Origin of the sequence: Marinibaculum pumilum (genome assembly GCF_042646425.1) — a bacterium.
In the GTDB taxonomy this organism is placed as follows: Bacteria; Pseudomonadota; Alphaproteobacteria; order Ferrovibrionales; family Ferrovibrionaceae; genus Marinibaculum; species Marinibaculum pumilum.
Window position 1 is genome coordinate 13486 of sequence record NZ_JBHRTR010000015.1, and the last position, 22160, is coordinate 35645.

General features: G+C 70.3%; 21 protein-coding genes. 3 read left to right on the top strand and 18 right to left on the bottom strand.

Translation table 11 applies throughout. The features are described from left to right. Positions 1-28: 28 nt before the first annotated feature. Positions 29-499, bottom strand: coding sequence for a RidA family protein (locus tag ACFOGJ_RS04950; protein WP_379898603.1), 471 nt, complete (start codon positions 497-499; stop codon positions 29-31). Between the two features lie 199 nt (positions 500-698). Here ACFOGJ_RS04950 and ACFOGJ_RS04955 point away from each other — a divergent pair, with 199 nt between their 5' ends. Then, positions 699-2033 (top strand): adenylate/guanylate cyclase domain-containing protein, encoded by a 1335-nt coding sequence (locus ACFOGJ_RS04955; protein ID WP_379898604.1) that lies wholly within the window; start codon positions 699-701, stop codon positions 2031-2033. 43 nt (positions 2034-2076) lie between these two features. On the opposite strand, the gene ACFOGJ_RS04960 is transcribed toward ACFOGJ_RS04955, so the two are convergent. Beyond that, positions 2077-3045 (bottom strand): 2-hydroxyacid dehydrogenase, encoded by a 969-nt coding sequence (locus ACFOGJ_RS04960; protein ID WP_379898605.1) that lies wholly within the window; start codon positions 3043-3045, stop codon positions 2077-2079. A gap of 104 nt (positions 3046-3149) precedes the next feature. Here ACFOGJ_RS04960 and ACFOGJ_RS04965 point away from each other — a divergent pair, with 104 nt between their 5' ends. Beyond that, a complete protein-coding gene (locus ACFOGJ_RS04965) occupies positions 3150-3995 on the top strand; it encodes an EipB family protein (protein WP_379898606.1) in 846 nt (281 codons plus the stop codon). 95 nt (positions 3996-4090) lie between these two features. On the opposite strand, the gene ACFOGJ_RS04970 is transcribed toward ACFOGJ_RS04965, so the two are convergent. From ACFOGJ_RS04970 to ACFOGJ_RS04985, 4 genes are read right to left on the bottom strand one after another with little or no spacing between them, the layout of a single operon-like run. Beyond that, on the bottom strand, positions 4091-5410 hold the full coding sequence (locus ACFOGJ_RS04970; RefSeq protein ID WP_379898607.1) for a DNA polymerase IV: 1320 nt from the start codon (positions 5408-5410) through the stop codon (positions 4091-4093). Positions 5411-5442: 32 nt separating this feature from the next. Further along, positions 5443-6423, bottom strand: coding sequence for an ROK family protein (locus ACFOGJ_RS04975; protein ID WP_379898609.1), 981 nt, complete (start codon positions 6421-6423; stop codon positions 5443-5445). Beyond that, positions 6404-7117, bottom strand: a complete 714-nt coding sequence (locus tag ACFOGJ_RS04980) for a hypothetical protein (RefSeq protein ID WP_379898610.1) — start codon at positions 7115-7117, stop codon at positions 6404-6406. Before ACFOGJ_RS04980 ends, ACFOGJ_RS04975 begins: the two co-directional genes overlap by 20 nt. Continuing rightward, complete coding sequence (locus tag ACFOGJ_RS04985) at positions 7114-7452, bottom strand: DUF3572 domain-containing protein (protein WP_379898611.1); 339 nt, start codon at positions 7450-7452, stop codon at positions 7114-7116. Before ACFOGJ_RS04985 ends, ACFOGJ_RS04980 begins: the two co-directional genes overlap by 4 nt. A 204-nt stretch (positions 7453-7656) precedes the next feature. Between ACFOGJ_RS04985 and ACFOGJ_RS04990 the strand changes: the two genes are divergently transcribed. Beyond that, a complete protein-coding gene (locus ACFOGJ_RS04990) occupies positions 7657-8022 on the top strand; it encodes a response regulator (RefSeq protein WP_379898613.1) in 366 nt (121 codons plus the stop codon). Between the two features lie 254 nt (positions 8023-8276). Here the strand turns inward: ACFOGJ_RS04990 and rpmG are convergent, their stop codons facing one another. The 12 genes from rpmG to ACFOGJ_RS05050 all read right to left on the bottom strand — a co-directional run bounded on the left by rpmG (position 8277) and on the right by ACFOGJ_RS05050 (position 22093). Further along, positions 8277-8444, bottom strand: coding sequence for a 50S ribosomal protein L33 (gene rpmG, locus ACFOGJ_RS04995; RefSeq protein ID WP_379898614.1), 168 nt, complete (start codon positions 8442-8444; stop codon positions 8277-8279). Between the two features lie 146 nt (positions 8445-8590). Next, the gene (locus ACFOGJ_RS05000; protein WP_379898615.1) at positions 8591-9298 is read right to left on the bottom strand and encodes an NUDIX hydrolase; all 708 of its coding nucleotides are present in this window, start codon (positions 9296-9298) and stop codon (positions 8591-8593) included. Then, positions 9295-10053: an NUDIX hydrolase gene (locus tag ACFOGJ_RS05005; RefSeq protein ID WP_379898616.1), complete on the bottom strand. Its 759-nt coding sequence runs from the start codon at positions 10051-10053 to the stop codon at positions 9295-9297. The genes ACFOGJ_RS05000 and ACFOGJ_RS05005 overlap by 4 nt, the downstream gene beginning before the upstream one ends. Before the next feature lie 66 nt (positions 10054-10119). After that, positions 10120-10530 carry a hypothetical protein gene (locus ACFOGJ_RS05010; protein ID WP_379898617.1) on the bottom strand — a complete coding sequence of 137 codons (411 nt, stop codon included), beginning with the start codon at positions 10528-10530 and terminating at the stop codon, positions 10120-10122. 86 nt (positions 10531-10616) lie between these two features. Beyond that, entirely contained in the window at positions 10617-11081 is a 465-nt protein-coding gene (locus tag ACFOGJ_RS05015) for a DUF983 domain-containing protein (RefSeq protein WP_379898618.1), read from the bottom strand. A 2-nt stretch (positions 11082-11083) separates the two neighbouring features. Then, positions 11084-12088: a magnesium transporter CorA family protein gene (locus ACFOGJ_RS05020; RefSeq protein WP_379898619.1), complete on the bottom strand. Its 1005-nt coding sequence runs from the start codon at positions 12086-12088 to the stop codon at positions 11084-11086. 106 nt (positions 12089-12194) lie between these two features. After that, complete coding sequence (rnr, locus tag ACFOGJ_RS05025) at positions 12195-14606, bottom strand: ribonuclease R (RefSeq protein ID WP_379898620.1); 2412 nt, start codon at positions 14604-14606, stop codon at positions 12195-12197. Between the two features lie 12 nt (positions 14607-14618). After that, positions 14619-17363 (bottom strand): type I DNA topoisomerase, encoded by a 2745-nt coding sequence (gene topA / locus ACFOGJ_RS05030; protein ID WP_379898622.1) that lies wholly within the window; start codon positions 17361-17363, stop codon positions 14619-14621. Between the two features lie 293 nt (positions 17364-17656). Further along, positions 17657-18868 (bottom strand): DNA-processing protein DprA, encoded by a 1212-nt coding sequence (gene dprA, locus ACFOGJ_RS05035; RefSeq protein ID WP_379898624.1) that lies wholly within the window; start codon positions 18866-18868, stop codon positions 17657-17659. Further along, positions 18865-19497, bottom strand: coding sequence for a glycerol-3-phosphate 1-O-acyltransferase PlsY (plsY, locus tag ACFOGJ_RS05040; RefSeq protein WP_379898625.1), 633 nt, complete (start codon positions 19495-19497; stop codon positions 18865-18867). Before plsY ends, dprA begins: the two co-directional genes overlap by 4 nt. A 30-nt stretch (positions 19498-19527) precedes the next feature. Next, positions 19528-20877: a dihydroorotase gene (gene pyrC / locus ACFOGJ_RS05045; RefSeq protein WP_379898626.1), complete on the bottom strand. Its 1350-nt coding sequence runs from the start codon at positions 20875-20877 to the stop codon at positions 19528-19530. A 295-nt stretch (positions 20878-21172) separates the two neighbouring features. Beyond that, positions 21173-22093 carry an aspartate carbamoyltransferase catalytic subunit gene (locus ACFOGJ_RS05050; RefSeq protein ID WP_379898911.1) on the bottom strand — a complete coding sequence of 307 codons (921 nt, stop codon included), beginning with the start codon at positions 22091-22093 and terminating at the stop codon, positions 21173-21175. Positions 22094-22160: the final 67 nt, after the last annotated feature.

Below are 22160 nucleotides of genomic sequence, written 5' to 3' on the forward strand. Positions count from 1 at the left end.
CGCCGCCGGGGGCGCCGAAGGGGGCGCATCAGTCGCGCAGCGCGAAAATGGCCTCGACCTCCACCGCGCAGCCCAGCGGCAGCGATCCCGCGCCGACGGCGAAGCGGGCATGCCGGCCGGCATCGCCGAACACCTCGACCATCAGGTCGGAGGCGCCGTTGATCACCTTCGGATGGTCGGTGAAGTCGGGCAGGGCGTTGACGAATCCGCCGAGCTTCAGGACCTGCTTCACGCGGTCCAGGTCGCCGCCGCAGGCGGCGCGGGCCTGGGCGATGATGTTGATGGCACAGGTGCGTGCGGCGGCCTGGCCCTCCTCCAGCGGCAGGTCCTGGCCGACCTTGCCGGTATAGGCGACACGGCCGTCGCGCAGCGGCACCTGGCCGGAGATGTAGAGGATGTTGCCGCACAGGGTGTAGGGGACATAGTTCGCGGCCGGCGCCGGAGCGTCGGGAAGCTCGATACCGAGGTCCTTCAGGCGTGCGTCGATCTTTCCGGCCATCTTCGTCTCCTGCTGTGTTGGGTGCATCGGCCGGCAGGCCCGCGGCACGGGGCCGCCCGCCGCGGGGGAGCCTTGCAGAACCGTGCCTCCGGCGCAATTTGAACTGTAGCCGCGCCCGGCGCAGGTCAACCGCAGGCGGTCCCGTCCGCGCGGCCTCCGGCGCCGGCCTGGCCGAAACCGACAGGTCCGTGACAGCGACATGCCAGAGAACACAGCCCGTTCCCCGACAGCTGCCGCATCCGCAGAACGGCAGGCCGCGCCCGCTGCACCCCGGCGCGCGGACCTGGCGGTCGACCCGCTGCCGCTCCTGGCCCGGCTGCATGCGGCGGGGCTGGAGGGCGCGCGCTTCGGCGACCTGCTGCGCGACCTGGGCGCGCGGCTGCGACAGGCCGGCATCCCCGTCGGTCGCGGCCATCTGTCGGTCTCGACCCTGCATCCCCTGTTCCAGGCGGTCGGCAGCACCTGGTACCGGGAAACGGGCACCGCCGACGAGGAGGTCTATGCCGGCGGCGCGGACAGCGCCCGGCTGTGGCGGGAAAGCCCCTTCAGCCACATGATCGAGAACGACCAGCCGGCGCTGCGGCGACGTCTGGCCGGCGACGGTGCGGTGACCGACTTCGAGATGCTGCGCTGGCTGGCGGGCAAGGGGTTCACCGACTGGTACGGCCGGGTCTACGGCTTCGGCTGGGTCGCCGACAGGGACCTGCTCGACGTGCCGGAGATGGGCGTCATCTTCTCCTGGTCCGCCGACGACCCGGCCGGCTTCAGCGATGCCGACATCGCCCTGCTGGAGACCGTCGGCCATGGCCTGGCCGTCAGCGTCAAGGCGCTGGCGGTGACCGAGATGGGGCAGGGACTGCTGGGCACCTATCTGGGGCGGGATGCCGCCGCCCATGTGATGCAGGGCGCGGTGCGGCGCGGCTCCACGGAACGGGTCGACGCGGTGATCATGTACGCGGACCTGCGCGGTTTCACCGAGCTGTCGGAGCGGCTGCCGGCGGAACAGGTCGTCGAACTGCTGAACCTCTATTTCGACGCCATGGGCGAACCGGTGGAATGGCATGGCGGCCAGATCCTGAAGTTCCTCGGCGACGGCTTCATTGCCACCTTCGCCCTGGAGGGAGAGGAGGCCCCGGACGGCCGGCATGAAGCTGCGGTGGGGCAGAAGGCGCTCGATGCGGCCGCGGCGGCGCTGCGCCGGGTGGCGCGGCTGAACCGCGACCGGCAGGCGACCGGCCTGCCGGTCATGGCGCTGGACGTCGTCCTGCATGCCGGGCGGGTGCAGTACGGCAATGTCGGCACGCAGCAGCGGCTCGACTTCACGGTGATCGGGCCGGCAGTGAACCAGGCGTCGCGGCTGGAGCAGGTCTGCAAGGACATGGACCGAAACCTGGTCGCCAGCCGTGCCTTCCGCGACCTGGCGGGGGCGGAGAAATTCGACTCGCTGGGCACCGTGACCCTGCGCGGCATCGCAGCGCCCCAGGAGGTCTTCGCGCCCCGGATTCCGGAGCGGGGGACGGCCCCGCCCGCCTGATGCCTCAGCGCTGGGTTACCGGGGCAGGGTCACCGGGGCAGGGTCACCGGGGCGGGGTCACCGGGTTGGGCACCGGCCGGCCCGCGAAGAAGGCCTCCAGATTGTCCAGCGCGGTCATGCCCATCGCTTCCCGGGTCTCCGTCGTCGCGCTGCCCAGATGCGGCAGCAGGAAGACGTTTTCCAGTTCGCGATAGCCGGGATGGATGTTCGGTTCGCCGGCGAACACGTCCAGGCCGGCGGCGAACAGCTTCCCGCTGCGCAGGGCGGCCAGCAGCGCCTCGTCGTCGACCAGGTCGCCGCGGGCGGTGTTCACCACCACCGCGCCCGGCGGCAGCAGCGCGATGCGTTCGGCATTCAGCAGGCCGCGGGTTTCCGGCGTGGCGGGCGCGTGCAGCGACAGGAAGTCGCTGACCTTCAGCAGGCTCTCGACATCGGCGTGAAAGGTCGCGCCCTGCGCCAGGTCCGGCGGCAGTTCAGAGCGGTTGTGGTAGTGGATGGTCATGCCGAAGGCGCGGGCGCGGGCCGCCGTCGCGCGGCCGATCCGGCCCATGCCCAGGATGCCCAGGCGCTTCCCCGACAGCTGCACGCCGCACAGCATGTCCAGGGCCCAGGCGCGCCAGCGGTCCTGCCGCACCATGTCGCTGCCCTCCGTCGCGCGGCGGGCGGCAGCCAGCATCAGCAGCATGGCGATTTCCGCCGTCGCGTCGGTCAGGACGTCCGGTGTGTTGGTCACCACGATGCCGCGCGCGGCCGCTGCGGCGATGTCGATATGCTCGAAGCCCACCGAATAGGTGGCGACGATCTTCACCTCGTCCGGCAGCCGGGCGATCGCATCCGCCGGCAGCCGCTCCGTCGGGCAGATCAGCAGCCCGTGGCGGCCGCCGGCGCGTTCCAGCACGCCGTCGGTGCCGAACAGGCGGTCCTCCGGGTTCAGCGCCGCGTCGAACAGGCTCTCGGTGCGGCGGGTCACCGCCGGCGGCATCCGGCGGGTGACCAGGATTCTGGGCTTCATTTGCCTTTTCCCCCGGGAAGTCGTGTAGGTTAACGCCAGCCGGCGCCCGCGACCGGGCCCGGTGGCAGGCGATACTGCCGGTTCGGACCTCTGGATGCCATCCCATGCGCGTACCTGTTTCCGTATTTCCGCCCCGTGCCCCGACCGCCGCAGGCGCGGCCCTTGTTCTGGGCCTGGCCGTCGCGGCCGGTCCCGCCGTCGCGGCCTCGCCGGGCATGGCCTCTATCGGCGAGCTTCAGCCGCACCGGGCGGTCTACGACATGGAGCTGGCGCAGACTGCGGATTCCAGCTTCAGCCAGGGCTTCGGCCGCATCGTCATCGAGATGTCGGACGCCTGCGACGGCTTCATCGTCAGCCAGCGCCAGCGCATCGAGCTGATCACCCGGGACGGCACCAGCTTCCCCAGCGACGTGAACGGCTCCACCTGGGAGGCAAAGGATGGCGGCCTCTACCGCTTCAGCGTGGAGCGGCTGGAGGGCATGAACGGCCCTGGGCGGCAGGTCGGCCGCGCCACCCTGGAGGATGGGGGAACCGGCATCGCCAGCTACCGCATGCCGGAGGATATGGAGGAGGTGGAACTGCCGAGGGGCACCATGTTCCCGACCACCCATCTGGCAGCCACCCTGGACGCGGCAAAGGCCGGCAAGCCGGTCTTCTCCGCGCCCCTGTTCGACGGCTATGAGCCGAAGGTCTACGAGGTCAGCGCGGCCATCAGCCCGGCCAGGGCGGAACCGGCCGATGCGGACTATCCCTTCGCCGACCAGAAGGCCTGGACCGTGCGCTTCGCCTTCTACGACCATGGCAGCACCGAATCGGTGCCGAGCTATGAGATCGACCTGCACCTCTACGCCAATGGCGTGGCGAGCGAGGTCCGCTTCGACTATGGCGATTTCCGGCTGGAGGGGCGGCTGTCGAACTACGAGCCGCTGCCGCGCGCCCAGTGTGACTGAGACGACCGCCAGTGTGACTGAGACGACCGCCAGTGTGACTGAGACGACCGACTGAGACGGACCGGGCGGAGCGTCGACGGGACCGGCAGCGGCTGTCAGCGCCAACCTCCGCCTCCGCCGTCCTTCGGACGGGGCGGCCTGCGCGGATCGCCCAGCGCCAGGCCGCGATCCACCGCATCGCGGCCGAACCGCTCGCGCAGGCTGGACATCGCATCCTCCAGCCGGGCCCGTCCCGCCGTCGCCGCGCTGTCGAGCGGGGAGAGCAGGTCGACCTCCGGCGGCGTGTCGCCGTCCTGCAGGTTGGCGACGCCGATGCCGATCAGGCGGTAGCTGCGGCCGTCGCAGAGCGGCGTCAGCATGGCCCGCCCCGCCTCGTGGATCGCATGGGCCAGGCCGGTTGCCGCGGGCAGGGTGTGGCTGCGGGTCAGGTTCTGGAAATCCGCCGTCTTCAGCTTCAGGACGACGGTGCGGCCGCTGACCCGCTTGCGCCGGCAGGCCTCCGCCACCCGCTCCGACAACCGCCACAGGCGGGCGTCCAGCACCTCGAAGGCCGCGATGTCGGTGTCGAAGGTGGTCTCCGCGGAGATCGACTTGCGCTCGCGGTCCGGCTGCACGGTGCGGTCGTCCTGGCCGCGGGCGAAGCGCACCAGCCGCTGCGCGATGCTGCCATAGCGCTTCACCATGCGGGCCTCGTCGCGATGGGCCAGCTGGCCGATCCGGGTGATGCCGTCGGCCCGCAGCCGCGCCTGCAGCTTCGCGCCGACGCCCCAGATGTCGCCGACCGGGCGGTCCGCCAGGAAGGCCTGGGCCTCCGCCCGGCCGATCACGGCGAAACCGCGCGGCTTGTCGATCTCCGAGGCCAGCTTGGCCAGGAACTTGTTGTAGCTGAGGCCGACGGAGACGGTGATGCCGATCTCGTTCTCGATCGACAGGCAGAGATCGGCGAGCTGTCGCGCCGGCGGCGCGCCGTGCAGGCGCCCGGTGCCGTTCAGGTCCAGGAACGCCTCGTCCAGCGACAGCGGCTCCACCATCGGCGTCAGCGCTTCGAAACGGTCGCGCACCAGGCGGGAGACGGCGCTGTACTTCTCCATGTCGGGGCGCAGCACGACCGCGTCGGGGCAGAGGGCCAGCGCCTTGAACATCGGCATCGCCGAACGCACCCCCTGCAGGCGGGCGACATAGCAGGCGGTGGAGACGACGCCGCGCCGGCCGCCGCCGATGATCACCGGCCGGTCGCGCAGTTCCGGGCGGTCGCGCTTCTCCACCGCGGCATAGAAGGCGTCGCAGTCGATATGGGCGATGCCCAGGCGGTAGAGTTCCGGATGGGCCAGCAGCCGCGGCGAGCCGCAATGGCCGCAGCGGCCCTGGCCGGTCGCGGGCAGCTCGCTCAGGCAGTCGCGGCAGAAACCCGGCATGGGCCCCTCCCTGCGGTGGGCGGCCGCGCCGGTCAGGCGCCGGCGGACGGCGCCAGGCCGTCCGGCGCCCAGAGCCAGGCGGCACCGCGCACGCCGGAACTGTCGCCATGCAGGGCCGGCTTCAGGCGGGTGACGATGGTGTCGGAGAAGATATGGGGCGCCCAGAGCCGCGGGACATGGTCGTACAGCCGGCCGATCCGCGACAGGCCGCCGCCCAGCACGATCACCTCCGGGTCCAGGATGTTGACCACGCCGGCCAGCGCCTTGGCCAGGCGGCGCTCGTAGCGCGCCATGCTGGCCTCCGCCGCCGCATCGCCGGCCGCCGCCATGTCGGCGATCGCGGCGGCGTCGGGGCCCATGGCCGCCAGCCCGGCCGCCCGGGCATGGTCCGCCGCCAGGCCGGGGCCGGACAGGAAGGTCTCCACGCAGCCGCTGCGGCCGCAATAGCAGGCCGGTCCCGGCCGCTCCGCGTCGTCGGGCGCCGGCAGCGGGTTGTGGCCCCATTCGCCGGCGATGCCGTTCGGGCCGGCGATCACCCGCCGGTCGATGCAGATGCCGCCGCCGACCCCGGTGCCCAGGATCACCGCGAAGACGGTGCGGCAGCCGGCGCCTGCGCCGTCGACCGCCTCCGACTGGGCCAGGCAGTTGGCGTCGTTGGCCATGCGGACCGGACGGGCCAGGGCGGCGACCAGGTCGCGGTCCAGAGGCTGGCCGTTGAGGCAGGTGGAATTGGCGTTCTTCATACGGCCGGTGGCCGCCGACAGGGTGCCCGGCGTGCCGATCCCGACGCTGCCGCGGGCGCCCAGCTCGGCCTCCGCCGCGGCGACAATGGCGGCGACTGTCCGTACCGTCGCAGGATAGTCCCCCTGCGGGGTGGCCGTGCGGTGCCGCAGGCATTCCCGGCCGGCGGCATCCAGGGCGATCACCTCGATCTTGGTGCCGCCGAGGTCGACGCCGATGCGGAAGGGGCGGGCGGCCTCGGCGGCCTCGGCCTCAATATCCCCGGTCGGCAAAGTGGCGCTCGATGGCCTGGCGCAACTCGGACCAGCTGTCGCAGGCCAGGTCGCAATGCTCCGCCGGGCCCAGCAGCTCCGCCAGCCGGCGGTCGGCGACGAAATGCAGGCAGTGCACGCCTTCGCCTGTGGCCCGGACCGATTTGTGGTTCAGCGGAATATCGTCGATGAACACCGCCGGCGCATCGACCCGCGCCGCGATGTGATGCACCGCCGCGCCCTTCGGGCCGCGATTGGCGACCAGCGGATAATCCATGCCGGTGCGCTGCAGGGCCTCCTGCCGGGCGGCGCGCTGCGGCAGGGGGATGTTGCTCAGCACCACGATCTGCGCCCGCTCCGACAGGCCGGCCAGGGCCTCGGCCGCCCCTTCGACTGCCTCCAGCTCCGCCGCATGGGCGGCGAAGAACGCCTGCAGCAGCTCGGCCAGGTCGGGATGGTCGAGCACGCTGTCGTCGGCGCGGCGGCGGATATTGCCGAACAGGGCGAAGGAGGACCAGTCGAAGTACAGCTCCCGGCCGGCCAGATAGCCCTCCAGCCCCTTCATGAACTGGAACAACACCTCGTCTGCATCGGTGATCACCAGCGGCCGCTCCGGATCCAGCTGCAGCGCGTCGAGCTGCGACAGCACCTCCGGGTCGAAGTCCTGCCCGCTGCCGCCGCCCGGACCGGTGGCAGCGTCCGCGCTGGATGTCATGACCTGTCTCCCTGTTCCCGTCCCGTCGCCGGCCTGCCCGGTGCGCCACCGCCATGCAGCGCCCGGCTGGCGCGCGCCGGGTCCTCCGGCGCGATTCCGGCCTCCGCGCAGAAGCGCAGCAGGGTGGGTTCGTGCGCCAGCAGCCAGTCCAGAAGGCCCGCCAGGAAGGCCGGGCTGCCCAGATGGTCGCGCAGTTCGCTGCCCTGCAGGCCGGTCATGGCGAGGAAGCGGTCCCGCAGATCCGCCTCGCCCAGCACCCAGGTCAGGGCGGTGAGGGCCAGCGTTTCCGCCGCATCGACCGGCATGGTGGCGCCGTGCTGCATGGCCTGGGTCATCCTCCTGTCCGGCGGCTTTCCGCCCCGGTTCCGGACGGCTGCCGCCCGGCGGTCTTGCGGCAGATCGCACCGGTCCGACAAGGCGCCTTCCCTGAGGGGGCACGATCCGGTAAACGATTCTTGCCGATATGTACTATAGTGAAGCGCTACCGGCTGCGCCCGCCGTATCCGGGCTGCGGCACAATAATTTCAGGGCAGGACGCGATGACAAAGACCATCCTGATCGTCGAGGACAACGAGCTCAACATGAAGCTCTTCCATGACATCCTCGACGCGCAGGGCTACGCGACCTTGCAGACGAAGGACGGCATGGAGGCGCTGGACCTTGCCCGGGAACATCGCCCGGACCTGATCCTGATGGACATCCAGCTGCCGGAGGTTTCCGGGCTGGAGGTCACCAAGTGGCTGAAGGAAGACGACGACCTGCGGAAAATCCCGGTGATCGCCGTGACGGCCTTCGCCATGAAGGGGGACGAGGAGAAGATGCGCGAGGGCGGCTGCGAGGCTTATATCGCCAAGCCGATCTCGGTCAGCAACTTCATCGCCACCGTTCGCAGCTTCCTGGAATAGGGGGCAGTTTCAAGGTTCAGGACGGGTGGTCGGCAAACGCCGCTTCCCGTCGTTCCAGGGCTTGACCCTGGAACCCATTCCGCCAACGTCGAGGCACCGCACGGCACGCGGAATGGATCCTCGCCTCAAGGGCGAGGATGACGACTTGGCAGTGGCACAGTCCAGGCAAGAACTGTCCGGGCCAAGTACAGATGTACGGGCGGCAAGCCGCCCGTGGCCGCAGTTCCCCTGCGGCGGAAGGCCGATCAGCCGTCCTACTTGATCTTGTCTTCGCGGAACTCGACGTGCCGGCGCAGCTTGGGGTCGTACTTGCGCATCTTCAGCTTCTCGGTCTGCGTGCGCGGGTTCTTCTTGGTGACGTAGTAGCTGCCCGTGCCCTCGGTGCTCACGAGCTTGATCTTCAGGGTCGTCGGCTTGGCCATCGCAGGTGCTCCGGAACGGATGCGCACATCGCCTGGCCCGGAGTCCGGGCGGCGCGGGCGGGGAATGACGGAGCGCGCAAGATAGTGACGGCGCGCCGTCTGTCAACTGGTTCGGTTCGGGCCGGGTCACCGGCCCTGCGTGGCGGTCACCTGTCCTCGCGGATGAGGGGCGCGCCGCGGACATAGCCGAACAGCGGCACCCTCTCCTGCTGGTGCCATACCGCAGCCGGATCGTCGGCCAGCTGGTGTGCCAGGCGGTGCAGCATGAACTCGGTGACGTCGACCAGCGGCCGGCGCAGCGCCTCTTCCACCGCAATCCAGTCCAGGTCCTCCAGCTCGCCGGAGCCGCCCAGCTTGCCGGTTGCCGCATCGGCCGGCGCCAGGAAGAAGCGGGCGTGGAAGCGGATCGGGCTCTCCGGCGGGGTGATCGCCCGGTAGTAATAGGTGAGGGGATCGAGGTCGGGACGGTAGGCATCGCCGTCGCCCTGGCCCAGGACCAGGCCCGTCTCTTCCATCGTCTCGCGCGCGGCGGCGACCGCCAGGGCGGAGGCCCGCTTCGGACCCCGGGTGTGGCGGCCGACCGCGCTGGCCACGTCGGGGCGCAGCGGATTGAGCATCGGACGCGCGGCATCGGCGCGATCCACCCGGCCGCCGGGAAAGACGTAATAGTCGGGCACGAAACGGTGGCCGCGGGCACGGCGACCCATCAGTACCTGCCATTCGCCGCGATGCTGGCGCAGCAGGATCAGGCTGGCCGCGTCGCGCGGCCGCGCCGGCTTCGGCACGCCGCCCTCGGGACGTTCCCACAGCGGCCGCCCCTTCCGGGGCGCCTTCGGTTCGCCGCGCGCGCTCATTCCCAGCCGAACCAGTGGCAGCCGCGCACCGTCTTGAACAGCGGCACCTTGGCGTCGCGGCCGGACGGCATCCGCTCCGGCGGGGTCTCGTGCATGGCGTTCAGGACGATCTCCGTGATCCGGGGGATCTTCAACTCATGGGCGCGGGCGACCGGCATCCACCGCAGGGAACCCAGCTCGCTCGATTCCTTCAGCTCGCCCGCGGCATGTTCCGCCGCCAGCGCCAGGAAGCGGGCGTTGAATCGGCGCGGCCGGCCGGGCGGCGTCACCGCGCGGCACAGATAGCCGATGCGGTCCATGGCGGGCGCATAGCCGGCGTCGAAGAACGGCTGCCAGTCTTTCGGCAACTTGGGCTTCGCCAGTTTCGCCGTCGGCAGCGTGTCCAGCCGGCGGCCGATGATCAGGCCCGTCTCCTCGAAGGTCTCGCGGATCGCGGCCAGGGCCAGGGCCCGGGCACGGGCCGGCGTTGCAGCCCGCTCCAGCCGGGCGGCGACATCGGGGTGCAGGTCGGATGCCACCGGCACCCGCCAGTCCTCGCGGTCGACCCGTCCGCCCGGAAAGACGTAGCGGTTGGGCATGAAGGCGTGCTTGGCGGAGCGTTCCCCCAGCAGCACCTCCAGCCCGTCTTCGCCGTGCCGGTAGATGATCAGGGTGGCCGCGTCCTTCGGCCGGACGGTCGGGAAACCGTCCTGTTCGGGATCGTAGCCCGGTCCTTCGGCAACCGGGCGGCCCATATGGGGAAGCTCTCTGAACATGGCAGCGACACTGCCGCCGGGCGCGGGAGATGTCCAGCAGTGAGATCGCACGCGTCAATGAACGACCTAAGAGCGGCGCGGGCCTTCAGGCTCTGTGAACGCCCCCGTTTCATTGTCACCTGGATAGTGGCTGTCTTCACCGAACGAGAGACGGTGGTAGGCGAAATGCACCTCGTCGGTAACGGTATTTGTTATTCCCAAGGCACCAAGTCTTTCGTAGAGGTGAGAAATTTTTGATGGCTTAACTGATCCAAAATTATCATGCAGTGGAGAGAAGACAGGTAGTCGTTGGGGAATTAATGGTTCGGATGGAGTCTTTTTGACTGAAATTTCAATCTCAGCGCCAAACTTATTGCCGAGGTTTGTTGCAAAAATTTTCGTATCTAAGCTATCAACTATCGAATTGTGCGCGACGGCAGCGATAAATGCAGAACTGACCACTAGGTTCGAAAAATAGAAGCTTCGTCGTTCAAGCATGTCGGTCCCCGAAGCAACGGCACACTACATGTGGGGCCTCCAATCGCCGTTGGCAATAACTCCAGTATGTCGGACCACTCTATCCGTCAGCGCGGCGCCGGATCCCAGATGTCGAGCTGCTGCGGCGCTGCGGGATCGGCGCGGCCGTCATGGGCGAATCCGTGCATCCGGCGCGACCAGAGGAAGCCGATCAGCGCGCCTTTCACCGGGCGCAGCAGGGCCAGGGTCAGCGCCAGGGTCAGCGGCAGCCAGAAGGCGAACTGCAGCCACATCGCCGGCGCCCAGTCCTGCTCCACCCACAGCAGCAGCGGCACGATGATATGGCCGACGATCACGATCGTGACGTAGGGCGGCGCGTCGTCGGCACGATGGTCGCGCAGGTCCAGCCCGCAATGGCCGCATTCGTCCGCCACCGTAAGATAGCCGCGGAACAGCCGGCCCTGGCCGCATTCCGGGCAGCGCCCGCGCGCGCCGCGCAGCAGGGCCGGCAGCAGCGCCCGGGGCGCCGGCTCGTCGCTGCCGAAGGTCCGTGTCGTACCGGAAGCGTCCATCGTCACAACCATCCGCGATGCTTGAAATACCAGAACGGGATGATGGCGGAGAGCACCATCAGCCCCAGCGAGAAGGGATAGCCATAGGCCCAGTCCAGCTCCGGCATGAACTGATAGTTCATGCCGTAGATCGACGCGATCAGGGTCGGCGGCAGGAACACCGTCGCCGCAACCGAGAAGATCTTGATGATGTTGGTCTGCTGGATGTTGATCAGCCCCAAGGTCGCATCAAGCAGGAAATTGGACTTGTGGGCCAGAGAGTCAGCATGTTCGGTCAGCGACACGACGTCGCGGTGCAGCGACTTCGACCGCAGACGCAGGTCCTTGTTGGCTTTTTCCTCCATCAGGACCTGGTTGTAGTAGGTCAGCAGGCGGCCGAAGGACATCAGGCATTCGCGCACCAGCGCGGTCTGGTCGGTGAGGCGGCCCAGGGTCTTCAGCGCATCCTCCAGGTCGACATCCTCGTCCTCTTCCTTCTTGCGGCGCTTGCCCGCCTGCACCTTGGTGCGGGCGATGAACACCCGCTTGGACAGTTCGTCCAGCCGCAGGCCGACCCGTTCCAGCACGTCGGCGGAGCGGTTCACCACCGCCTCGATGATCGACACCATGGTCATGTCGACCCCGGCGCAGAGCCCCGGCTGGCGCATCGCCCGGATCGAGAAGGAGCGGAAGGACAGCGGGTCGGCGTAGCGCAGGGTGACCAGGGCCTTGCTGGTGCGGATGAAGGTGACGGCCGTCGTCTCCGCATCGTCGGTGTCGGAGGCGTTGATGACATTGGCCGTCAGATAGATCGCCGCGCCTTCCCGGTAGAGCCGGTTGGACAGTTCGATCTCCTGCATTTCCTCGCGGGTAGGGGCGTCGATCTCCAGCGCATGCTCCACCCGGCGTTCCTCTTCCGGGCTGGGCTCCAGCATGTCGATCCAGACGGTGCGCGGCGGCAGCACGCCGTCCTCGGGGAAGGGGAGCGGCTCCAGGACCTGGTTGGTGCGCTGATAGACTCTGATCATTCCTGCTCGCCCTGCCAGGGGATACGGGTCTGGCGTCGGATCGGGGGGTTGTAGACCTGCCGCGGGTCGATGAAAAGCCGCGCCGGCGGCGCCGTCAGCGCCTCCGTCAGCGGCCCCCGGGCCTGCCGCCCTTGCCGCCGGCGCGCTTCGGCTTCGACCCCTTGGCGGCTTTCGTGCCGGCCTTGCGGGCGGCCTTGCGAGCCGCCTTCGCGGCCTTCAGCTTGGATTTCGGGGCCTTCGATTTCAGACCCGGGGCCTTCCTGTCGTCGCCCTTGCCCGGCCGGGCGGGCCTGCCGGCGCCGCCGGCGCGGTTCTGCACCAGGCGCAGTTCGACGCTGTTGGTGACCTGGTCGACGCCCCGGATCTCCACGATCACCGGGTCGCCCAGGGTGTGGACGGTGCCGGTATCGCTGCCCACCACCTGGTGGCGCACCTCGTCGAAGCGGAAATATTCGCGACCGATGCCCGACATCGGCACCAGGCCGTCGGCGCCGCTCTCGTCCAGCTGGACGAACAGGCCGGCGCGGGTGACGCCGGAGATCCGCCCCGACACCTCGCGGCCGACCTGGCGGGCGACGAAGGCGGTGGCGAAGCGGTCCATCGCCTCGCGCTCCGCCAGCATGGCGCGGCGCTCGGTCATCGAGATATGGGCGCAGGCCTGCGCCATTCCCTCCGCGTCGACCTTCGGATAGCCACCGCGGCCCAGCCCCAGCCCGCCGATCAGCAGCCGGTGCGCCATCAGGTCGGCATAGCGCCGGATCGGCGAGGTGAAGTGGCTGTACTGCGGCAGTGCCAGGCCGAAATGGCCCGGATTCTCGATCGCGTAATAGGCCTGGGTCTGGGACCGCAGGATCAGTTCGTTCACCAGCCGCTCGGACGGGTGGCCCTTCGCCTGCTCCAGCACCCGGTTCAGCACCTTCGGCCGGATCGCCTGGCCGCGCGCCAGGTTCAGGCCCAGCCCCTGCAGGGCCTCGCGCAGGCCCTCGATCTTCATCGGATCGGGTTCTTCGTGCGCCCGGTAGACGCCGACCGGGCCATGCGCCGCCAGCGATCGCGCCGCCGCGACGTTGGCGAGGATCATGAACTCCTCGATCATCCGGTGCGCGTCGAAGCGGGCGCGCGGCTGCACCGCCTGCAGATGGCCGTCCGGGCCGATGATCACCTGCCGCTCCGGCAGTTCGATATCCAGGGCGCCGCGATCCTCCCGTGCCTGGCGCAGGGCGCGATAGGCGTCAAAGAGGTGGCGCAGCGCCGCGTCGTGCAGCGGCTGCAGGGCCGGGTCGCCGGTCCCGTCCTCCGCCGCCTGCGCCTGGGCGTAGGTGAGGGAGGCGGCGGATTTCATCAGGGCGCGGGTGATCCTGTGGCGCTGCAGGCGGCCGGCGGTGTCGATCCACAGATGCACCGCCAGGCAGGCCCGCACCTTGCCCGGCACCAGGGAGCAGAGGCCGGCGCTCAGCCGCTCCGGCAGCATCGGCACCACCCGGTCGGGGAAATAAACGGAATTGCCGCGGTTGCGTGCCTCCGCATCCAGGGCGGAGCCCGGCCGCACGAACTGCGCCACGTCGGCGATCGCGGCGATCAGGTGCCAGCCGGCCGGCGCATCCTTCGCATCCGCCGCCAGCGGCTCGCCCTTGCCGTCCAGCGGCTGCGCCCAGACCGCATCGTCATGGTCGCGGGCATCCTCCGGGTCGATGGTGACCAGCGGCAGGCCGCGCAGGTCCTCGCGCTGGCCGAGCGGCGGGGTGCGCGCCTTCTCCGCCTCGGCGATCGCCGCCTGCGGGAATTCCGTCGGGATCTCGTGCCGGGCGATGGCGACCAGGGAAAAGGCCTTCGGGTCGTGCATCTGGCCGACCCGTTCCGCGATGCTGACCGACGGCCGGCCGCGCACCGGCCGCGGGGCCGCGTCGGCAACCACCACGTCGCCATCGGCCAGGCCTTCGGGCAGGTCGCCGGCAACCGGATAGTCGCGGCGGTTCTTGCGGTCCATGGCGGTGACCTGGGGGCCGTTCGGGCCGTTGCGGAACACCGCGACGATGCGGGAGGGACCGCGCCCGATCACCTCGATCACCCGTCCGCGATAGCCGTCCTCGGGATCGAACTCGACCCGCGCCAGCACCCGGTCGCCGACCGACAGCCTGTCCTGCGCCCGCTGCGGTCGCCGGCCGCCGCGTCCGCGCGGCCGTGCCTCCGCTTCCAGCACCACGCCGGGGGCGGGGCCTTCGCTGTCCCAGCGCAGCGGCTCCGCCACCAGGTCGCCCTGCGCGTCGATGCGGGCCACCTGAAGCGGGGTGACAGCGGGCAGCCGCTCCGCGGCGTGGATCTGCCGGCGATGGCCGCGGCCGATCGCGCCCTCGGCCTCCATCTCCCGCAGCAACTCCTTCAGCGCCGCCCGGTCGTCGCCCTTCACCTTGAAATGGCGCGCGATCTCCCGCTTGCCGACCCGCGACTGTGCGCCGGCGACGAAGTCCAGGATCTGCTGCCGGCTCGGTACGCCGCCGTCGCGGCTGCGGTCAGCCATGGCGGCCCTGCATTATCCGGCCGAGCCGTCGCTGTCGGAGGCCCCGGCCGCTGCGGTCTTGCGGGCCGGCCGCTTTGCATCGGCCGCCGCTGCCTTGGCCGTCGTCTTCTTGGCTGTCGTCTTCCTTGCGGCGGTCTTCTTCGGCGCGGCCTTCTTCTTGGCCGTGCCGCCCTTCTTCCCAGCCCCGCCTTTGGCAGCCTTCGCTGCGATCAGCTCGATCGCCTGCTCCATCGTCAGGGTCTCGGGCGCGCTGTCCTTCGGCAGGGTGGCGTTGACCTTCCCATGCTTGACGTAGGGGCCGTAGCGGCCGGCCATCACCGCGATCTCGCCGCCGCCGTCGGGATGCTCGCCCAGCACCTTCAGCGGCTCGCCGCCGGCCCGGGCCGCGCCGCGCTTGCGCTTCTCCTCGATCAGGGTGATCGCCCGGTTGTCGCCGATGGTCAGCACGTCGTCGTCCTTGCCCAGGCTGGCGAAGGTCTTGCCGTGCTTCACATAGGGGCCGAACCGCCCGATCCCGGCCTGGATCATCTCGCCCTCGTACAGGCAGACGTCGCGCGGCAGGGCCAGAAGCGACAGCGCCTGTTCCAGGGTCAGGCTGTCCGGGTCGCGCCCCTTCGGCAGGGAGGCGCGCTTCGGCTTCTCGCCGTTCTCCGCCTCGCCCAGCTGGACGTACATGCCGAACGGGCCGCGCCGCAGGGTGACGGGCAGGCCGGTGACCGGATCCTCGCCCAGCAGCTTCGGGCCGTCGGCGACCGCCTCGCCCTCCTCGCCGGCGACCGACAGCGGCCGGGTGTAGCGGCAGTCCGGATAGTTGGTGCAGCCGATGAAGGCGCCCATCTTGCCGACCTTGATCCCCAGCCGGCCCTCGGCGCAGGCGGGGCAGGCCCGAGGATCCTTCCCGTCGCCACGGTCCTTGAAGAAATGCGGGCCCAGCACCCGGTCGATCGTCTCGATGATCTCGCCGCGCTTGCCCAGCAGGTTGTCGATATGGCCGACCGCGCCCTGCACCGACTGCAGCTCGCCCGCGGCCTTGCCTTCCGGCGGCGCCGCCTCGTGCAGGCTGAAATCGCGCCAGAACTCCCGCAGCACCGCCTTCCAGTCGACCCGGTCGCCGGACACATCGTCCAGCTTCTCCTCCAGCGCGGCGGTGAAGTCGTAGGCGAAATAGCGCTCGAAGAAGCTGGTCAGGAAGGCCACCACGATGCGGCCCTTGTCCTCCGGCAGGAAGCGGTTGCGGTCCATGCGCACATAGTTGCGCTCCCGCAGCACCTGCAGGATTGCCGCATAGGTCGAGGGCCGGCCGATCCCCAGTTCCTCAAGCCGCTTCACCAGGCTCGCCTCCGAGAAGCGGGGCGGCGGTTCGGTGAAATGCTGGTCGGCGCCGATCTCCTCCTCCTTCATCGGCCAGCCGGCCTCCAGCGGCGGCAGGCGCGCATCGTCGGAATCGTCGGCGGTATCGTCGCGGCCCTCCTCGTACAGCTTCAGGAAGCCGGGGAAGGTGACGATGCTGCCGGTAGCGCGGAAGACATGGGCGCGGGCGGCATCCTCGATGTTCGCGGTGGTGCGCTCCAGCTCCGCCGCCGCCATCTGGCTGGCCATCGCCCGGCGCCAGATCAGGGCGTAGAGCTTCAGCTGGTCGGCATCCAGGTAGCGGCCCATCTTGTCCGGGTGGCGGCCGAAGTCGGTGGGGCGGATCGCCTCGTGCGCCTCCTGCGCATTCTTCTGCTTCGCCTTGTAGATGCGCGGGCTGTCGGGCAGGTAGCGCTGGCCGAAGTCGCGGCCGATCACGTGCCGGGCCTGCGCCAGCGCCTCGTTCGCCATCGAGACGCCGTCGGTCCGCATGTAGGTGATCAGGCCGACGGTCTCGCCGCCCAGGTCGATGCCCTCGTACAGCCGCTGCGCCAGCCGCATCGTGCGGTCGGCGCTGAAGCCCAGCTTGCGGGAGGCTTCCTGCTGCAGGGTGGAGGTGGTGAAGGGCGCGGCCGGGTTGCGGCGCGCCGGCTTCTTGGTGACGTCGGACAGGCTGTAGGTCTGGCCGCGCAGCTTCGCCAGCGCGGCCTGGGCGGCCGCCTCGTCGGCGATGTCGAACTTGTCGAGTTTGGCGCCGTCCAGCTGTACCAGGCGCGCCGTCAGCCTCTCGCCCTCCGGCGTCGCGAAGCGGCCGTCGACGGTCCAGTATTCCTGGGCCGTGAAGGCCTCGATCTCCATTTCCCGCTCGCAGATCAGGCGCAGCGCCACTGACTGCACCCGCCCGGCGGAGCGGGCGCCGGGCAGCTTCCGCCACAGCACGGGGGACAGGGTGAAGCCCACCAGATAGTCCAGCGCCCGGCGCGCCTGCTGGGCGTTGACCAGGTTCATGTCCAGGTCGCGGGGATGGGCGATCGCGTTCAGGACGGCGTTCTTGGTGATTTCGGAAAAGGCCACCCGGCGCACCGGCAGGTCCTTCAGCACCCGCCTGTTCTCCAGCGCCTTCATCACGTGCCAGGAGATCGCCTCGCCCTCGCGATCCGGGTCGGTGGCGAGATAGAGCGTACGCGCGCCCTTCACCGCATCGGCGATTTCCTTGATCCGCTTGGCGGATTTCGCATCGACCTCGTAGTCCATGGCGAAATCCTCCTCCGGCCGGACGGAGCCGTCCTTGGCCGGGAGGTCGCGCACATGGCCGTAGGAGGCCAGGACCCGGAAATCCGGGCCCAGATACTTCTCGATGGTCTTGGCCTTTGCGGGGCTTTCGACGATGACCACGTCACGTGTCATGCAACGCCTCGTTGACGAATTCCGCGCCGGATCCCGGGGGCGGTCCCGACCGGCTTGCGGCCGCCGGCTGCGGCCGCCACGGCCGGCCCGGCGCGACAGCGACCGTTCGGCAGCGGTCCGCCGGGGATGCATTCACCACGGTACGATTCGGGTGTCGGGGGTCCGGTGTGCCTGCGGGCCGCAGACCATGGTGAATTCGCCTCCGGCTGTCAAACGGCCGGCCGGGCGGGTTTCCGGCGCACCCCATCCGACGCGGCTGCGCAGGTGTTTGCAGCAGGCGGTCTGCCTGCCGGTCACGACAGCGATACCTGGTTTCCCGGATGCCGCCGCAGCCGGCCGGACATTTCCAGATCCAGCAGCAGGCTGGCCAGCCGGCCGCTGTCGATGCCCAGTTCGCGCACCAGCAGGTCGATATGGACGGGCTGCGGCCCCAGAAGGCCGGCCAGGCGTCCCGCAAGGTCGCCCTCCGCCAGGGGGGCTGGCGGTGGGATCCTGCTGTCCGTTCCGGCCGGTTTCTGCACGGGCGCAGGCGCCGCCGCTGCGAGACGGCGTTCCGGCAGCTCGGGCGGCAGGGCAGGCGGCAGCCGGGCGAGCAGGGCGGCGCGGTCCGGCAGGCCGGTGAGCACATCGCCCGCGTCTTCCACCAGGGCCGCGCCCTGCTTCAGCAGGGCGTTGCAGCCGCGCGCCCGCGGGTCCAGCGGCGAGCCGGGCACCGCGAACAGGTCGCGGTTCTGCTCCAGTGCCATGCGCGCGGTGATCAGCGAGCCGGAGCGCAGCGCCGCCTCGACCACCACCACGCCCTGGCTGAGGCCGGAGATCAGCCGGTTGCGGCGCGGAAAGTGTCGTGCCTGCGGCTGCGTGCCCGGTGGCATCTCGCTCAGCAGCAGGCCGCCCGCCGCCCGGATGCGGTCGTAGAGGGCAGCATTCTCGCGCGGATAGGGGATGTCGACCCCGCCGGCCAGCACCGCGACGGTGCCGGTCCCCAGGGCGGCCTCGTGCGCGGCGGTGTCGATGCCACGCGCCAGGCCGGAGACGATGGTCCAGCCGGCATCGCCCAGGTCGCGGGCAAGGCCGGCAGCCATCCGCCGGCCCAGGGCGGAGGCGTTGCGCGCGCCCACCAGGGCGATTGCGGGGTCCGCCAGGCGGTTCGGTACGCCGGCCAGGTAGAGGATCGGCGGCGGGTCGGCGATCTGCCGCAGGAGGGGCGGATAGGCCGGGTCGCAACCGGGAAGGAGGCGGATCCCCGCACCCTCCGCCCGGGCGATCGCGTCCGCCGCCTGGCCGGGGGTGGGCAGGGGAACGCCGCCGGTGCCGCCCCGGCCGCGCCATTCCGGATAGGCGGCGAGCGCCGCCGCTGCGCTGCCGTAGCGATGCAGCAGCCGGCGGAAGGTCAGCGGGCCGACATCGGGCGTCAACGCCAGCCGCAGCCAGTCGACAAGCTGTCCTGCTGTGCCGGCGCCTGCCCGTGCGGCATCGTTCCGCGCGCGGGGCAGGGCCCGGCTCACCTGGAATCGTCCGCCTTTTTGCCGCCGCCGATCTTCGACTCGGCGCCCGACAGCAGGCGGCGGATATTGCCGGCATGGCGCAGATAGACGATCACGCCGATCACCACTCCCAGTTCCGCGAATTGCTGCGACGACCATAACCACAGGTAGACCGGAGCAAGCAAGGCCGCAACCAGGGCGGCCAGGGAGGAATAGCGCGACAGCGCCGCGACCGCGATCCAGGTGGCGCCGGCGGCCAGCCCCGCCGGCCAGGCCAGGCCGAAGAGGATGCCGAAATAGGTCGCCACCCCCTTGCCGCCGCGGAACTTCAGCCAGACCGGGAAGCAATGGCCCAGCAGGGCGCCCAGGGCGGCGAAGACGGTGGGGTCGGGGCCATAGGCCTTCGCGATCAGCACCGCCGCCAGGCCCTTGCCGGCGTCAAGCACCAGGGTGGCGGCGGCCAGGTCCTTGCGCCCGGTGCGCAGCACGTTGGTGGCGCCGATATTGCCGGAGCCGATCTTGCGCAGATCGCCGGCACGGAACAGGCGGGTCAGGATGATGCCGAACGGCACCGAGCCCAGCAGGTAGCCGCCGGCCAGGGCGGCAAGATAGATGTGCCAGACGAAGGACCAGCTGATCGGATCGGGCATCGCGCCGTCGCTCCTTCCGGTCCGGCCGCCTCAGCCGCCGCCGCGCACTTCGCGGCGGCGCTGGAAGACGGTCCGCCCGCCGACCACGGTGCGCACCGCATGGCCCTGCAGCGGCCGGCGGTCGAACGGCGAGTTCTTCGATTTCGAGCGCAGCTTCGCCTCGTCCACGATCCAGGGCAGGTCGGGGTCGAAGATCAGGATGTCCGCCGGCGCGCCGGGCAGCAGCCGGCCCTGCGGCAGGCGCAGGATCTCCGCCGGCCGCACGGTCATGCAGCGCAGCAGGGTCAAGAGGTCGGCATGGCCGTTGTGGTGGATCTCCAGCGCCAGCGGCAGCATCGTCTCGAAGCCGATGATGCCGAACTCGGCGGAGGCGAAGGGCCGGCGCTTGCTCTCCTGGTCCTGCGGGCAATGGGCCGACGAGATCACGTCGATGATGCCGTCGGCGATCGCCTGCACCATGGCGGCGCGGTCATCCTCCTCCCGCAGCGGCGGGCGGGTCTTGGCGAAGGTGCGGTATTCGCCGACCGCGGTCTCGTTCAGGGCGAAGTTGTGCGGTGCCACCCCGGCGGTGATCTGCAGGCCGCGCTTCTTCGCCTGGCGCAGCACCTCCACCGATGCGGCGCAGGACAGGTGGGCGGCATGCAGACGGCCGCCGGTCAGCTCCAGCAGCCGCAGGTCGCGCTCCAGCTGCATCACCTCGGCCAGGGCGGGGATGCCGGCCAGGCCGAGCCGGGTGGCGATCTCGCCCTCGTTCATCACGCCGTTATGGGCGAGCCGCGGCTCCTCGCAATGCTGCACCAGCAGCGCCTCGCAGGCGCGGGCATAGGACAGGGCGCGGCGCATCACCAGCGCGTCGGAGATCGGGCTGGAACCGTCGGTGAAGGCGACCGCGCCGGCCTCCTTCAGCAGCGCGAACTCCGTCATCTCGCGGCCCGACAGGCCCTTCGTCGCCGCGGCGGCGGGCAGGATGCGGACATGGGCGCTGTCGCGGCCGCGGCGGGCGACATATTCCACCAGCGCCACGTCGTCGATCACCGGCTCGGTGTCCGGCATCGCCACCACCGTGGTGATGCCGCCGGCGGCGGCGGCATCGGAGGCGGTGGCCATCGTCTCCTTATGCTCCTCGCCGGGTTCGCCCAGCCAGGCATGCATGTCGATCAGGCCGGGGCAGAGACAGTTGCCGCCGCAATCCACGACGGCGATCCCTTCCGGCACGCCATGCGCGAACAGGTCGGGGCCGCGGTCGGCGATGATCGCCCCGTCGGTCAGCAGCGCGCCGGCGGTGTCCAGGCCGGAGGCCGGGTCGAGCAGCCGCGCATTCAGGTAGGCGACCTTCTCCCCCTGCGCGGGGCGGGCTGGCGATTTGCGGGCCTGGTTCATTGCACCCACCCGCAATCCCGTCGTTCCCGGGCTTGACCCGTCCACGGGCTTCGCCCGCGAACCCCATTCCGCCGGCCGTGCGGCGCCGCATCGCTGTCGGAATGGATCCTCGGGTCGGTCCCGAGGATGACGGAGCAGCGGTGCGACCGCTTCCTCAGCGGCGCTGTCGTCCTCGGGCTCGACCCGAGGATCGTGGCAGGGCGTCGACGCTGCGGGCCGGTAGGGCGGCCCCGCCGGCGCTGGGGTCCTCGGGTCAGGCCCGAGGACGACGGCAGCATCGAAGCGGCCGCCCCAATCACGACCGCCTCCACTGCGCGCGGTGCTGGCTGAGCAGCTCCAGGCAGGCCATGCGGACGGCGACCCCCATCTCGACCTGTTCGCGGATCACGCTGCGGTCGATATCGTCGGCGACCAGGGTGTCGATCTCCACGCCGCGGTTCATCGGGCCGGGATGCATCACCAGGGCGTCGGGCTTGGCGCAGGCCAGCTTCTCCGAGTCCAGGCCGTAGAGGTGGAAATATTCCCGGATCGACGGGGTATAGCTGCCCTGCATCCGCTCCAGCTGCAGGCGCAGCATCATCACGATGTCGACATCCGCCAGGCCTGCCTTCATGTCGGTGAAGCATTCCACCCCCATCCGGTCGACCCGGGCGGGCAGCAGGGTGGGCGGCGCGATCAGGCGCACCCGCGCGCCCATCGCCGACAGGAGGTGGATGTTCGACCGCGCCACCCGCGAATGCAGGATGTCGCCGCAGATCGCCACCAGCAGGCCCTGCAGCCGGCCGCGGCGGCGGCGCACGGTCAGCGCGTCCAGCAGCGCCTGGGTGGGATGCTCGTGGCTGCCATCGCCGGCATTGATCACGCTGCAGCCGACCTTCTGTGCCAGCAGCTCCACCGCGCCCGACTCGGCATGGCGCACGGCCAGCAGGTCGGGATGCATGGCGTTCAGGGTCATCGCGGTGTCGATCAGGGTCTCGCCCTTCTTCACCGCGGAGCTTTCCACCGACATGTTGATCACGTCGGCGCCCAGCCGCTTGCCCGCCAGCTCGAAGGATGTGCGGGTGCGGGTGGAGCTTTCGAAGAACAGGTTGATCAGGGTGCGGCCGCGTAAGGAATCGGCCTTCATCTGCCCGGCGCGGGTGCGCTCCACATGCGTGTTGGCGAGGTCGAGGATGGTGCCGATCTCGTCCGGGGTCAGACCCTCGATGCCCAGCAGGTGGCGATGCCTGAACGGGGGCGGGGCCGGCCGTTCCGCCGTTCCGGACGCCTGCGCGCCACCTGTC

What these genes read in the sequence shown, in the direction of transcription:
- pyrC (WP_379898626.1), bottom strand. Translation starts at nt 20,877, where the DNA reads ATGAACCAGGCCCGCAAATCGCCAGCCCGCCCCGCGCAGGGGGAGAAG.
- rpmG (WP_379898614.1), bottom strand. Translation starts at nt 8,444, where the DNA reads ATGGCCAAGCCGACGACCCTGAAGATCAAGCTCGTGAGCACCGAGGGC.
- ACFOGJ_RS04980 (WP_379898610.1), bottom strand. Translation starts at nt 7,117, where the DNA reads ATGACATCCAGCGCGGACGCTGCCACCGGTCCGGGCGGCGGCAGCGGG.
- ACFOGJ_RS04965 (WP_379898606.1), top strand. Translation starts at nt 3,150, where the DNA reads ATGCGCGTACCTGTTTCCGTATTTCCGCCCCGTGCCCCGACCGCCGCA.
- ACFOGJ_RS04970 (WP_379898607.1), bottom strand. Translation starts at nt 5,410, where the DNA reads ATGCCGGGTTTCTGCCGCGACTGCCTGAGCGAGCTGCCCGCGACCGGC.
- rnr (WP_379898620.1), bottom strand. Translation starts at nt 14,606, where the DNA reads ATGGCTGACCGCAGCCGCGACGGCGGCGTACCGAGCCGGCAGCAGATC.
- ACFOGJ_RS04960 (WP_379898605.1), bottom strand. Translation starts at nt 3,045, where the DNA reads ATGAAGCCCAGAATCCTGGTCACCCGCCGGATGCCGCCGGCGGTGACC.
- ACFOGJ_RS04950 (WP_379898603.1), bottom strand. Translation starts at nt 499, where the DNA reads ATGGCCGGAAAGATCGACGCACGCCTGAAGGACCTCGGTATCGAGCTT.
- ACFOGJ_RS04985 (WP_379898611.1), bottom strand. Translation starts at nt 7,452, where the DNA reads ATGACCCAGGCCATGCAGCACGGCGCCACCATGCCGGTCGATGCGGCG.
- ACFOGJ_RS05010 (WP_379898617.1), bottom strand. Translation starts at nt 10,530, where the DNA reads ATGCTTGAACGACGAAGCTTCTATTTTTCGAACCTAGTGGTCAGTTCT.
- ACFOGJ_RS04990 (WP_379898613.1), top strand. Translation starts at nt 7,657, where the DNA reads ATGACAAAGACCATCCTGATCGTCGAGGACAACGAGCTCAACATGAAG.
- plsY (WP_379898625.1), bottom strand. Translation starts at nt 19,497, where the DNA reads ATGCCCGATCCGATCAGCTGGTCCTTCGTCTGGCACATCTATCTTGCC.
- topA (WP_379898622.1), bottom strand. Translation starts at nt 17,363, where the DNA reads ATGACACGTGACGTGGTCATCGTCGAAAGCCCCGCAAAGGCCAAGACC.
- ACFOGJ_RS05020 (WP_379898619.1), bottom strand. Translation starts at nt 12,088, where the DNA reads ATGATCAGAGTCTATCAGCGCACCAACCAGGTCCTGGAGCCGCTCCCC.
- ACFOGJ_RS05005 (WP_379898616.1), bottom strand. Translation starts at nt 10,053, where the DNA reads ATGTTCAGAGAGCTTCCCCATATGGGCCGCCCGGTTGCCGAAGGACCG.
- ACFOGJ_RS05000 (WP_379898615.1), bottom strand. Translation starts at nt 9,298, where the DNA reads ATGAGCGCGCGCGGCGAACCGAAGGCGCCCCGGAAGGGGCGGCCGCTG.
- ACFOGJ_RS05015 (WP_379898618.1), bottom strand. Translation starts at nt 11,081, where the DNA reads ATGGACGCTTCCGGTACGACACGGACCTTCGGCAGCGACGAGCCGGCG.
- ACFOGJ_RS04955 (WP_379898604.1), top strand. Translation starts at nt 699, where the DNA reads ATGCCAGAGAACACAGCCCGTTCCCCGACAGCTGCCGCATCCGCAGAA.